At 56.3% G+C, this 12,731-nt stretch carries 10 protein-coding genes and 1 riboswitch; of the genes, 3 read left to right on the forward strand and 7 right to left on the reverse strand.

From position 1 onward, the window contains the following. The 5 genes from ABWO67_RS15525 to rsmB form a co-directional block, all read right to left on the reverse strand. The coding region (locus ABWO67_RS15525; protein ID WP_353153113.1) for a S8 family peptidase at nt 1-1,211 on the reverse strand (1,211 nt) is incomplete at its 3' end. Between the two features lie 201 nt (nt 1,212-1,412). Further along, complete coding sequence (locus tag ABWO67_RS15530) at nt 1,413-2,105, reverse strand: response regulator (RefSeq protein ID WP_353153115.1); 693 nt, start codon at nt 2,103-2,105, stop codon at nt 1,413-1,415. A 38-nt stretch (nt 2,106-2,143) separates the two neighbouring features. After that, nucleotides 2,144-4,456 (reverse strand): sensor histidine kinase, encoded by a 2,313-nt coding sequence (locus ABWO67_RS15535; protein ID WP_353153131.1) that lies wholly within the window; start codon nt 4,454-4,456, stop codon nt 2,144-2,146. Next, entirely contained in the window at nt 4,456-5,043 is a 588-nt protein-coding gene (locus ABWO67_RS15540) for a DUF4390 domain-containing protein (protein WP_353153117.1), read from the reverse strand. Before ABWO67_RS15540 ends, ABWO67_RS15535 begins: the two co-directional genes overlap by 1 nt. 51 nt (nt 5,044-5,094) lie before the next feature. Next, entirely contained in the window at nt 5,095-6,453 is a 1,359-nt protein-coding gene (gene rsmB, locus ABWO67_RS15545; RefSeq protein ID WP_353153119.1) for a 16S rRNA (cytosine(967)-C(5))-methyltransferase RsmB, read from the reverse strand. A 133-nt stretch (nt 6,454-6,586) separates the two neighbouring features. Here rsmB and rimO point away from each other — a divergent pair, with 133 nt between their 5' ends. From rimO to ABWO67_RS15560, 3 genes are all read left to right on the forward strand, one after another. Then, the gene (gene rimO, locus ABWO67_RS15550) at nt 6,587-7,903 is read left to right on the forward strand and encodes a 30S ribosomal protein S12 methylthiotransferase RimO (protein ID WP_353153121.1); all 1,317 of its coding nucleotides are present in this window, start codon (nt 6,587-6,589) and stop codon (nt 7,901-7,903) included. A 195-nt stretch (nt 7,904-8,098) separates the two neighbouring features. Further along, nucleotides 8,099-8,446 (forward strand): type II toxin-antitoxin system RelE/ParE family toxin, encoded by a 348-nt coding sequence (locus ABWO67_RS15555; protein ID WP_353153123.1) that lies wholly within the window; start codon nt 8,099-8,101, stop codon nt 8,444-8,446. Further along, nucleotides 8,443-8,727, forward strand: coding sequence for a helix-turn-helix domain-containing protein (locus tag ABWO67_RS15560; RefSeq protein ID WP_353153125.1), 285 nt, complete (start codon nt 8,443-8,445; stop codon nt 8,725-8,727). The genes ABWO67_RS15555 and ABWO67_RS15560 overlap by 4 nt, the downstream gene beginning before the upstream one ends. A gap of 25 nt (nt 8,728-8,752) precedes the next feature. Here ABWO67_RS15560 and ABWO67_RS15565 read toward each other — a convergent pair whose 3' ends face one another. Both ABWO67_RS15565 and ABWO67_RS15570 read right to left on the reverse strand, forming a co-directional pair. Continuing rightward, nucleotides 8,753-10,975, reverse strand: coding sequence for an autotransporter outer membrane beta-barrel domain-containing protein (locus ABWO67_RS15565; protein ID WP_353153127.1), 2,223 nt, complete (start codon nt 10,973-10,975; stop codon nt 8,753-8,755). A gap of 98 nt (nt 10,976-11,073) precedes the next feature. Then, on the reverse strand, nt 11,074-12,339 hold the full coding sequence (locus ABWO67_RS15570; RefSeq protein ID WP_353153129.1) for a D-amino acid dehydrogenase: 1,266 nt from the start codon (nt 12,337-12,339) through the stop codon (nt 11,074-11,076). 140 nt (nt 12,340-12,479) lie between these two features. Further along, nucleotides 12,480-12,573: riboswitch (glycine riboswitch) on the reverse strand. Nucleotides 12,574-12,731: the final 158 nt, after the last annotated feature.

The following is a 12,731-nucleotide window of genomic DNA, read 5'->3' on the forward strand; positions in this document are numbered from 1 at the left end:
GTGCTGTCGGCTGTGGTCAGGAGAACTTCAATGATCTGGCGCGCCGTCATGTAAGGGAAGGCTTCGCGCAATACCGCGGCAGCCCCCGCTACCACGGGTGCCGACATGGATGTTCCCGACTTGTCACCATAACTTCCATAGGGAACGGCCGAATACATCGAATTGTCGTCACTCCCTCCACCGCCTGGTGCCGCAATACACCATGCAGCTGCGGCGCCGCACCAATTGCTGTATGCAGCAATTTTCCCCTGAGGGTCGGTGGCCACCGAGGCTATCAGCGTCCCTTTCAGGTCGGAAAAATCCCAGGATTCGGTTTCCTGCCGATCGGAGTCGGAAGCGTCAGCCTCATCGACATAAACGAAAGTTTCAGCATCGTTACTGTCAAAATCCTCCCCGGGATTCAGAAAACGATAAAGCGGATTCGAGCCGCCAGCCAAACTGGTGTTGGCCGGCGTAATCAACGGCAACATGCCATTTCCGGAAGGAATCGCCGTATACTCGCCCGGTTGAAATTGTCGCTCGTTTCCTGCGGAAAAGACCATCACGATATCGGCGGCCGCTGCCGCTTTCATCTGCTCGTAATTGGACTCGATATTCGGCAACACAGCCTGGAAGTTAAGCTGCCTATGGCCCTCATTCTTCATATACTGCCCAGGATTATTTGAATCGGGTATATAGCTCGGTGCAAACGCATCGGGCCCATAGCTGCCATTCAGCACTTTTGCGCCCGCCTTTATGGCCTGCGCAAACGCCTGGTCAAGTTCCTCGTCGTCAAAACTGGTACGTAACGGCAAGACCGTGGCGTTGTATGCCACGCCATGCATGCCAAAACCATTGCGACCCGCCGCAGCCAAGCCGGCAACATGGGTACCGTGGCTGTTACCACCCACGTCCAGGCCGGAGTACACATCCGTGGCGCTATGGCCGGGCTCGTAGTTTGCCATGAAAGGCGACACGCGACCGCTGAATTCAGGGTGATTGATGTCAAGACCGCTATCAACAATCGCAACCGTGATGCCCTTGCCGGTATAACCCCAGGAATAGGCATATTGAGCTCGTATCAATTCCAGGGCGTGACTGGCCTTGAACTCCGCGTCGACAAAACTTTCGGGTGAAAATTGTTGCGCCTGGGCTGCCAAAGGCATGCCCGCTATGACCAACGCCGCGCAAATGTTCGCGCACAATGGTTTTAAATTGAATCGTCTCGCCATGATGAAAATGAATTCGCCCAATGTTATTAATTGTTAATTTGAGGGCAAATTGTAATGGAAAGACTATGTCAGTTGTAGGGGTATACGGCTTTAAGACCGACCCTCTGATCATTTTTTATATTTCTTGCATGCCGAATCAGTGCTAAAAGCACCTAATCCGGCATGCTTGTCCGTAAAGCCGGTGCACGCGCACCCTGGCTTTTATGCAGTCGCGTTTTTCTTGCGCGAAGAGTCGATGCCCAGTTGCTTCAGCTTGCGATACAAGTGAGTGCGTTCCAGGCCAGTTCTTTCAGAGACGCGCGTCATGCTGTGATTTTCGCGTCCCAGATGATATTCGAAGTAAATCCGTTCGAACTGGTCGCGCGCCTCGCGCAATGGCTGGTCCAGCGATATCCCGCCCAACAAGGAATGATTCAATTCCCCGGCAGGCTCGGCAGCTTCCGGCACAGGCTGCGTCGTCAACGGCTGGGCCTGATCGGTTCGCCGCTCGATAGGCATACGCGCTGCGGCAACCAATGCGGGCGTGACCACAGGCCGCGCCAGGCCTGCGGCCACAGTCTTGAGCAGCTTTTGCAGCGTGATCGGCTTTTCAAGAAAGTCGACCGCGCCTATACGGGTGGCCTCGACGGCAGTATCTACCGTGGCGTGGCCGCTCATCATGATTACCGGCATATCCAGCAAACCTTGCGAGCCCCATTCCTTGAGCAAGCTGACCCCGTCAGTGTCAGGCATCCAGATATCAAGCAAAACCAGATCCGGCCGAGACCGTAACCGTGCTGCCCGCGCCTGAGCGGCGTTTTCCGCAAGCTCTATCGTGTGCCCTTCATCGTAAAGAATTTCCGACAAGAGCTCACGTATACCTATTTCGTCATCAACAACCAGTATTCTGGCCATAAAGCATTCCCACCTAATTTTTCCGCATTATCGTTCGCTTACGTAACTACGTCCAGCGGGGACGTAGAATTAGCAAGACGCGTCAAGAGGATGGAAATGCGTGCGCCCCCCTCCCGGCGATTTGAAACATCAATCCGGCCACTGTGTTCTTCGATAATTTTTTTAACTATAGCAAGGCCCAGCCCGGTTCCCGTTGCCTTGGTTGTGACATAGGGTTCGAAAACCCGCGTTAATACTTGCGCTGCAAAACCAGGACCGTTATCGGACACCGTAAGCCGCACAGCCGAATACTCAGCCCCATCATCGGTGCGAGACTGCGTGACCTTAGTCTGCACATAAACTCTTGCTTCGGCAAGTGGCCGGTCTTGGGTCGCGGCATCGCGCGCGTTCGCCAGCAAATTATGAATCACCTGACGCAATTGAGTCGGGTCGCCTTCAATGATCGGCACATTGGGGTCAAAGTCCACTTCGATCTGAACGCTTTGCCCATCATCGCGCACTTGGCCCCCGACCGGATCCCAGCCATACAAGGCCAGCACATCGGCAATTAAATTGTTGATATTGATGTTCTGCATTTGTGCCGGCGGCGTACGGGCATATTCACGGAAATCGTCGACCATCTTCTTAAGGGATGCCACCTGATTCACGATTGTATTCGTAGAACGGGTCAACATGGCAGCGTCCGTCTCATTTAATCGGCCGGCAAGCTTCATGGCCAGGCGCTCGGCCGACAACTGAATGGGCGTCAACGGATTCTTGATTTCATGCGCCAGGCGGCGGGCCACCTCGCCCCACGCTACCGTGCGGTTGGCCGAAATAACTTCGCTGATGTCATCGAACACGACCAAGTAGCCATTGCCACGCCCATCCACGCGCAAATGCGTGCCACGCGCAAGCAAAGTAATGATGTGCTTTTTGGTTTCGTTGTCGGTGGCCGCCTCGAGTTCCAGCTCGAACTGCTGCTGCCAAAACAGGCGCTCGGATCCCACTGCCGTGTGGGCGGCAAAGGCCTGGCGAATCAGTTGCGACAATGCGAAAGCGCCGTCGGCGGTTTCCAGCGGCCGGCCTTTTACCGATCGCAAATCCACATGCAAAATACTTTGCGCGCCCTGGTTGAACATGGTCACGCGGAACATTTCGTCAAACACCAGCACACCCGAAGACAGATTGCTTAATACCGATTCAAGATAAACATTAGAGCGCTCTAACTGCTGACGATTGTTCTCGACCATATGGCGCGCCTCGTCCAGCTGGCGAGTCATGGCATTGAACGACCGAGTCAATTGCCCGATTTCATCTTTCGCGGGCGGCTCTGGCAATGGACGGTAGTCGCCCACGCCCACTGCCTGCGTACCTGCCGCCAAGGTCAGCAAGGGGCGCACCAGGCGCCGTGATACTGCCAGGGCAATCGCCACTGCGGCAAATACAGCTAGGATCAAAGCCAGCGTAAGCGTAATGCCATACAGCTTGCGCAAACCCAAGCGCGACAAGGCCAGTTCCTGGTAATCACGAAAACCCTGCTGCACCTGGTTGGCATTGCGCGCTATCTGGTCTGGCACCGGCTGTATCACTTGCAGCCAACGCGTATCGGGCGACACACCCAGGACTGTCGCCAAACGATCTGGCGAGTTAACGGGCGTTACCACGCGCAAGCGCAGACCGCGGCTTTCGCCCCCATCTTCATCGGGTGCCCCAGAGACCTCGTCTGTCTCGGCGGCCGAATAGCCACGCGACACCCTTAGCTGGTTCATCACGCCGGATGGCGGCATATCTGGCAGCAACTGCCCATAAGCCGCTGATGAAAACGCCACCAGCCGGCCATTACCGGTAAACACCATCGCTTCCGTGACACCGCTGTTCTCGCGCAACTGCGTAATGACCAGGGCCATATCCGAATCACTGCCATTGCCCAGCCGGGTCGCCATCTCTTTCGCACGGGAATTCAGATCGCTCAGTTGCGAGTCCAACGCAGCGCGGCCCAGGTTCAGGCCCGCCTCCAGCGCATTATCGACACGCACGTTGAACCAGGACTCGATGGAGTTTGACATGAACTGTACCGACAGCACGTAAATCAATGCCCCCGGCAAGACCCCTATCAAGGTGAAGAACAACGCAAAACGGGCGGTCAGGCGCGCACCGAACTGGCGCCGGCGAATCTGGCGCAACAAACGCGCAGCCAACACCACCACCCAAAAAATCAGAGCGACAGCAAGAATGCCGTTAAGCACCAGCAATGTGTCATATTGCTGGGCATAGCGCGACGCATTGCCTGTGGACCACACCAGGAGCGCCAATAGCGCCAGCGCGCTGCCTGCGGCAACGACCAACGCCGCACGCAGCCCCCAGCGCACTAGTGCGGGAGCTCGTCGCGAGAGATTGAAAAGGTGAAGTTTTTCCATGGTGTCGCAAGGGACCAGGCACTGCTGTTAAAAGCATCGATCTGAAAAGGACGGGCTAAAAGCGATGTATCCAGGCGCAGGCGGATCTGGCCTTCGTAGAGTTCGTCGGCGTCCAGATCAGCAATATTGGCAACGGCCCAGCCGCGTATATTGCGCAGTAAAGACAAGGCATCATCCAGCGATGACTCCGGCATGGACAAGTCGCCTGTGCCTACACGCCATTGCCGGGTCAGGGCGTTGTACACCACCCGCCAGGTTTGTTGTTCCTTCACCACTTTTTTGTCGAACCACCACCAGCGCTTCGACATGATTTCCACATCAGCAGTAAAGTAAATTGGCACGCCCTTCTGGGCGGCATTGCGCAAGTCGCCGCTAATCACAAAATCCACATCGGCATCGATATACAGCTTGCCATCGCGAATAATAGGTTCCACGCGCACGATACGCTCGGCTTCGTTCGGCTCGCTGACAGCGGCAGCGGGCTGGGCCTGCGTCAGCAGGGGCAAGCACAAAATAAAACCCAGCAAGAGTCGTAGCATTACCACTCACCTGTACCGAAAAAACGTAGCCAATACACCATTCTTGACGACTCAACCTCGCTTGGCAAACAAGGCGTAGAAAAACCCGTCGCACGATGACAACGGCGCGCCTGCCAATGGCAGTAATTGCCCCGGCGCCTTCTGTCTATCCGCGTCGCTATGCCTTGCCGCAAACTGTACCGCCTGCTGTTCGCCTTCTTGCGGAAAAATCGAGCAGGTCGCATAAAGCAAATGCCCTCCCGGCTTGACCGTTTCCCATAACGCGTCCACGATGCGGCGCTGCAAGCCCGCCGTCTTGGCGATGTCGGCCTCGCGGCGCAACCAACGTATATCGGGGTGGCGGCGAACAATGCCCGACGCGGTGCAAGGCACATCCGCCAGCACGGCGTCGAACTGGCGGCCATCCCACCACGCGGAAAGATCCAGGGCGTCGGCGCAACGCACGGCGACCGTAGGCCCATCCAGGCCCAACCTTTGCAAATTCTGCTGCACACGCTCCAGCCGCGCGGCGTCGGAATCCAGGGCTAACAAATCAAGGTCGGCACGCTCGAGCAAATGGGCGGTTTTCCCGCCGGGCGCGGCGCACGCGTCCAATACACGCATGCCCGACGCTATCGGCAGAAGCTGTGCGGCTTGCTGAGCGGCAAGGTCTTGCACAGACCACCATCCTTGCTCGAAACCGGGTACTGCCTGAACCGGGCGTGGCGTAGACAACACAATCGCCCCTGGTGCCGGCGTCGTGGCAGGGATACCCGCCGCTTCGAGCTCGGCCATCATCTTTTCTACGGACGAACGTCTGGCATTCACACGCAATGTCATAGGGCCGGGCCGATTGGCCGCCGACAGCAAAGCCTGCCATTCTTGTGGGTAAGCACGGCGCACCTGCGCTATCCACCACTTGGGATGATTGAATACCGCTTCCGGATTTTGCCTCGCGTGAGCTAAAATAGCAGGTCTTTCCCGAATAAAGCCCCTTAGCGTTGCATTCAGCAAGCCTTTATAGGTCTGCAGCGTACGTTGGCTGGCCACGGCATTTACCGCCTGGTCCACTACCGTATGCACGGCATATACAGGCACATCGCGGCGTGCAGCATGATCCGTATTCGTTTCGTCGGCAAATTCCACTGCCGTATCCAGCAATGCCAGCGATACCAGCAACACGGCGTCGAACAAGGCATTGGGCGGCGTGCGCTGCACCAGCAACTGCTTGATTTCGCGCGCCAGGCCCAGCCGACGCATTACGTGGAACACGACAGCCTGGGTGGCTGCGCGCTGGGCAACCGGCGTAGCGGCCAGGCTGTCCGACAACGAACGGCCAGCCAGGACGGCCTGCACGTTTTGCGCGCTGGCCAGGATGGTATCCGATAAGGATGCGGAACTACGGGCGGGTTTGGAAGAAGTATCGGGCACGAATGCTAAGGCCTGTGTAAATGGGATTTGTTCCCGACTTTATCATCAAATGGCTTATAGCCTTGCGGCGATCCTTTTCGTAACCGCTAAAATTCTTTTTCTTTATCGAGCCATTGGCTCAACGAGGTTATTCATGAGTTCCCCAAAAGTCGGCTTTGTCAGTCTGGGATGCCCTAAAGCGTTGGTTGATTCCGAACGCATCCTGACCCAATTGCGCACTGAAGGCTATATCATCACGCCCGATTACGACAACGCCGACGTAGTGGTGGTCAACACCTGCGGGTTCATCGACAGCGCCAAGGCCGAGTCGCTGGACGCGATCGGCGAAGCCATTGCCGAAAACGGCAAGGTTATCGTTACCGGCTGCATGGGCGTAGAAGAATCGCTGATCCGCGAAATCCACCCCGCCGTGCTGGCTGTTACCGGCCCCCAGCAATACGAACAAGTCGTGCGCGCTGTGCACGAAGCCGCGCCACCGAGTCTTAACCACGATCCGTACATTGACCTGGTTCCCCCGCAAGGCATCAAACTTACGCCGCGCCACTACGCCTACCTGAAAATTTCCGAAGGCTGTAACCACCGTTGCAGCTTCTGTATTATCCCGTCCATGCGCGGCGACCTGGTCAGCCGCCCCATAGGCGATGTCATGGGCGAAGCCGAACGGCTGGTCAAAGCCGGCGTCAAAGAATTGCTGGTCATTTCGCAAGACACCAGCGCCTACGGCGTCGATGTCAAGTTTCGCAGTGGCTTCTGGAACGGCCGTCCCATCAAGACCCACATGACGCAGCTCAGCGAAGCACTGTCCGAATTCGGCGTCTGGACGCGACTGCACTATGTCTACCCCTATCCGCACGTTGACGAAGTCATTCCGCTAATGGCCGACGGCAAAATCCTGCCCTACTTGGATATTCCGTTCCAGCACGCCAGCCCGAAAATACTCAAGGCCATGAAACGCCCCGCCTTCGAAGACCGCACCATGGCGCGCATCAAGCGTTGGCGCGAGGCCTGTCCCGACCTGACCCTGCGCTCGACTTTCATCGTCGGCTTTCCCGGCGAAACCGAAGAAGACTTCCAGTACTTGCTAGACTGGATGACCGATGCGCAGCTGGATCGCGTAGGCTGTTTCCAGTATTCGCCTGTGCAAGGTGCCAGGGCAAACGAACTTGCCGACCACGTGCCCGACGAAGTCAAGCAAGAACGCTGGGACCGCTTCATGGCGCATCAACAAGCCATCTCCACGTCCCGCCTGGCACAAAAGGTAGGCCGCGAAATCGATGTCCTCATCGACACAATCGATGAAGACGGCCCCGTAGGCCGATCCAGCGCCGACGCGCCAGAAATCGACGGCAGCGTGTTTGTAAACACCGAAAAAACGCTGAAGCCCGGCGATATGGTCCGCGTACGGGTTACGGATTCGGACGAATACGATTTGTACGCAGATACGGTGTAAGGGCTGCCAAGATTAAATATCGTGGGCATGCCGGTTTGCGGCTAAGTGCGCATTCCGGCTGCGCACAGTAAGAGAATCAACCCAGCCTCCAGGATAACTATGCCCACCCAAACGTATTTACAACTATTTCGGTTGTAATCTATATTCACTCCCATATCGCTTCCCAAACCGTACCAATTTTGATACACTCTTTCCATGAGCACTTCGTCACTTGATGTTCGTTTCTTCACCACGGCAAGTGGTGCAGAGCCGGTTCGGGAATGGCTCAAGGCTTTGCCTGTCTCAGAGCGGCGCAAAATAGGCGAGGAAATCAAAACAGTGCAATTTGGCTGGCCCTTGGGTATGCCACTTGTACGCAAATTGACAAAAGATTTATGGGAAATACGCGTCCATTTAACTGACCGAATTGCCCGAATATTATTTACGGTTGTTCACGGGATTATGGTGCTGCTTCACGGATTCATCAAAAAATCTCCCGCTATCCCGTCGGACGATCTGGATATGGCAAAGAATCGCCTAAAGCAGATCAGGAGCGCGAAATGAATACAAATACATATATAGGCAGTAGCTTTGATGATTTTTTGGCGGAAGAAGCCATGCTGGAAGAGGCTTCTGCAGTCGCCACAAAACGCGTCATTTCCTGGCAGATATCCCAGGAAATGAAAGCGCAACACCTGACCAAAACCGCATTGGCAGCCAAAATGCAGACAAGCCGTGCTGCGCTTAATCGACTACTGGATGAAAACGATACTAGCCTGACGCTAACCACGCTCACTAGCGCGGCAAAAGCACTCGGCAAGAGCTTTCGGTTCGAGTTGACGTAAAAATCTCGCTGAAGAATAAATGGGATCAAAACACCCAAGCAACATTAACCCTGGCGCCGTGATCCTGCCGCCGCGATGCAAATTGCCCGGCATAGGACACGCCCAGGCTGACCTGCTTGGCCAGGTCGGCGGTTACGCCTAATTGCAACGACCAAGCCTGTCGCGACAACGGCAGGCCTTCTGACACGAACTCACTTCGCGTAATGTCGTCCCTGAAACGTTGGCGACTGAACGCACGGACATCGCCCGTGGCATAGCGCCACGCCAATTCACCCCGCAGCTTCGCACTGCCGGCAGGTGTTTCAAGATTATGTTCGGCACGCAGCCCAAGCGTGGAAAACAAGGCCGTCTGATTTTCTGGCGACACTGCCAACGCCGCCGCGCCCCCGCTTTCATCAAACCCGTTCGTACCCAGCTTCGCCCATGCCATACGTACAAACGGACTTAAGGTTGGTGAGGTCGACTGATCAGCCGGAACGGCGTCCAGCATTGACGAACGCATGGCAGCCTGCACTTTCCCTAGCCAACGTATTGGAAAAGCCAACTCGCCGAATACCTGCAAGGTGCGCGCCCGATAATTTCCAGACAAGGCATCATGCAACCCAGCCACGGCTATCCTGCGCTGGCTGCGGATCTTATGCCAAGTGCGCGCCACGCCCACGGCCAGGTCCACATCACGCCAACGACCGGCCAGACTTAGCCCGGCATGCTGGCTGTCAGCGCGCGCAGTCGCCATGGCATGACGTCGCAACTCGCTATGCTGCGCTCCGAAAAAGCCGCCGATGCGCCAATCTGCATTCAGCGGTTGCTCAAGGCCCAGCACCATGCCACCGATATCGCGTGCGTCGGCGGGCGTACCGCCTTGCGAAGCGCGATCCGCGGAAGAATAAAAAGCTTGGGACCAGGCACGCGGCGCGTGAGGACGTGACGACCAACGGGTATTGTGCAATACCGCCTCGCGTACAAAGCGGCTATCTTCCAACATGGCGGATCGCAGCGATGCGGCCCAACTACCCGACAACTGGTTGAAGGCATCCAGGGCCTGCGGCTTGTCCATTGCCTCGACCTCTTCACTCACCCCGGGATTGTCGCCACCATCCACCGCACCGGCAACGCCATTTTCAGTAGGCGTCTCGGCCACCTCTTCCATCGGCGTTTCATTACGATCCAGGCTTAAATAGACATGCTGTTGATCGTAGCTAAGCGAGGGCGTCAAAAAGGCCAGATTCGTTGCCGCCGATACAAAGCGCGTACCGTCAAAACCTTCGTTTGCCTGCAACACGGTATAACGGGTGCCTGACTGCCAATCGCCGTCGCCAGCCAAGGTTATTACCTGGCCGTCCAGCAACGCCTTGCCCTCTACCTGCACCAGATCCGCTTCCCCAGTTGCCCTTGCGTCCACCTTTAGTATCGCGCCAGGCATGAATTCCAGGCTATCGGTTACCGTCAGCACCGCGATATCTCCGCTGCCGTTTCCGGGCGACAACACCCCGCCGCCCTGTATGGTCGCGGAACGCACCACCCCACTACCCTCCAGCCGCGCATCCTGGTTGACCTGAACCGCACCGGCAAGATGCCAATCAACGGCAAGCGCCCCTTGATTCACCGTGAAAAAGGATGGGTAGCTGGCAATGCCGGTAAAACGCAGCGTCCCCAGCCCCTGCTTGACGATAGGAACCGAACCCTGCAGATTGCCAGCCTGTACCGCAACGCCGCTGTCTACCCGCCACTGAACGCTGTCTGCGGGCGCCAGGTTATTTTCCCGCAAATGCTGTTGATTAAATACCGAGACCCCAGCCGCGTAATGCACGATACTGCCCTGATAAGCCAATAAGGCGTTGCTCTGGCGGCCCAGCGCATGCTCGCCCATGATGTGCAGCGTGCCCTCATGCAATAGCGTATTACCCACATAGGTATTCTGGCCAGACAACGCCAAGGTACCCGCTCCGAATTTTTCCAGACCGGATAGGCCCGATTCCTGATTGGAAATGACTCCGCCTAAATGCAGGCGGGTATCGTCCAGCACATGGATACTTGCCGGGGTATGGCCGACCAGCACCTGGCGACCCGACTCAAAGCTGCCGGCCGTGTACAAGGTATCGCCCGAAAAAAGAAAAGGCGCATCGGGTGAACCCCATTGCGCCTCGTTGTAAATCCATTCGACGGCAGGTTGGGCCCATGCCGCACCAGCCATGCTGATACACCATGCGCCCAGCCAGACCACAATACTCAATATGCGTTTCCTCATAGTATTCTCCGATAGGTCAATATGTCACTTGTTGACCCTCGGAATTATGATACATATTGAATCAATTTGTTATATATAACCACATTTGGCAAATGGTTTTAGGCGATCACGGCAGGGTTAATCTTGAAAGCCGCGGGCGGATTCAAGTGCTGTTGCAACATATCTGCCAACATTTGTGCTGTTGCTGCGGAAAGCGTCCATCCCAGATGCCCATGGCCAGTGTTGTAAAAAACGCCAGGCCGTTTCCCCGCACGCACGCGCGGCATCATGTCAGGCATCATCGGGCGCAAGCCCGCCCACGGCACCACACTGGCGGTATCAATATTCGGAAAGCTGCGCCTTACCCAATCGACCAACGGTTGAATGCGATCAGAACGGATATCTTTATTGAAGCCATTGAATTCCGCCGTGCCCGCCACACGAAAACGATCGCGGCCCAGCCGACTGGTCACAATCTTGGCCTCCTCGTCCAGCAAGCTAACCCATGGGGTCGCGTTCACACTGGCGTCGTCAGCCAAATTCACCGTAATCGAATAACCCTTTACCGGATAAATATTCACCCTATCGCCCAGCATCGCGGCAAAATGCCGGCTTGCCGCGCCAGCGCAAACCACGATGGCGTCAACATCCAGACGGTGCTCTTCTTCCGAACCCATCTGCCGGAGCAATAGCTGATGCCCCTGCCCAACAGGTGTAATCGACCGAACCTCGGCATCCATGCGCAAGCGCACGCCCTTCCGTTCGCAGGCCGCAGCAAGCCCGCGTGTGAACTTATGGATATCGCCCGTGGCATCCGAAGGCGTAAAGAAACCGCCATAACACTCGTTTTGCAATGCCGGCTCAATGCTACGCGCCTCGGAAGGGCTGACTTCGTGACGCTCCAGCCCCCCTTCGCGTAATAACCCGTTTACACGCCGCCCCGCCTCGAAGCTTTTCCGGTCATGATAAACATGAAGAATGCCGCGCTGCTCCAGGTCGAAATCAATACCCTCGTCCTCGGCCATCTTATAAAGATGCTGCCTGGCCTCGATAGCAAGACGGGTCGTTTTAATGGTGTTTTCGCGATAATTCGTGGTGTTGCGCACGAATTCAGCCATCCAGGAATACTTATGCCAGCCGGGCTTAGGATTCACCAGCAAAGGCGCATCGCGTTTAAGCATCCAGCGCAGCCCTTTGATCAACGTGGAAGCGTTATTCCAGACTTCCGCGTTACTGGCGGACAGCTGCCCGCCATTGGCAAATGACGTTTCCATGGCGCAATAGCGCTGGCGGTCGATAAGGGTGACTTCGTATCCGAGTTTGCGTAGCGCATACGCAGAGGTGACGCCGGTAATACCGGCGCCAATAATGGCAATGTGGTGCATGACGGTCCCAAGAAAAAAGTGGCCGCCGCCTTATGGCGACGACACCCCATCTGTCTTGGTACCTGAGAGTTTCATCATTGCGCCATCGGCGAATGATTCCCCTTCGGTGGGCGCGTTACAGCGCCGCTCTCCAGATTGTCTAGAAACATGCAGTCCTGTTTGCCTGAGAGTTTCCGGGGCGGTTGCTCCGTCGGCGCCAGCGCAAATTCGGCTGGTCTCTTCTACATATTCTTTCTTCGACGACGAGATACTACCTGCTGTCTTGCCAAAGCCATATAAGGGCAAACACTAGGCCGGTGGTATGGCAAGGCAGTGCAGCTAGCCGATAAAGACATCTTCCAGTGTTTGCGCATCCAGGATATTCAACGACCAGGTTTCCAGTTGGTTAGGCG

This window comes from Pollutimonas bauzanensis (genome assembly GCF_040393045.1).
In the GTDB taxonomy this organism is placed as follows: Bacteria; Pseudomonadota; Gammaproteobacteria; order Burkholderiales; family Burkholderiaceae_B; genus Pollutimonas; species Pollutimonas bauzanensis_A.

Coding starts and splice junctions, on each gene's coding strand:
- ABWO67_RS15540 (WP_353153117.1), bottom strand. CDS start 5,043: ATGCTACGACTCTTGCTGGGTTTTATTTTGTGCTTGCCCCTGCTGACG.
- ABWO67_RS15530 (WP_353153115.1), bottom strand. CDS start 2,105: ATGGCCAGAATACTGGTTGTTGATGACGAAATAGGTATACGTGAGCTC.
- ABWO67_RS15555 (WP_353153123.1), top strand. CDS start 8,099: ATGAGCACTTCGTCACTTGATGTTCGTTTCTTCACCACGGCAAGTGGT.
- rimO (WP_353153121.1), top strand. CDS start 6,587: ATGAGTTCCCCAAAAGTCGGCTTTGTCAGTCTGGGATGCCCTAAAGCG.
- ABWO67_RS15570 (WP_353153129.1), bottom strand. CDS start 12,339: ATGCACCACATTGCCATTATTGGCGCCGGTATTACCGGCGTCACCTCT.
- ABWO67_RS15565 (WP_353153127.1), bottom strand. CDS start 10,975: ATGAGGAAACGCATATTGAGTATTGTGGTCTGGCTGGGCGCATGGTGT.
- ABWO67_RS15560 (WP_353153125.1), top strand. CDS start 8,443: ATGAATACAAATACATATATAGGCAGTAGCTTTGATGATTTTTTGGCG.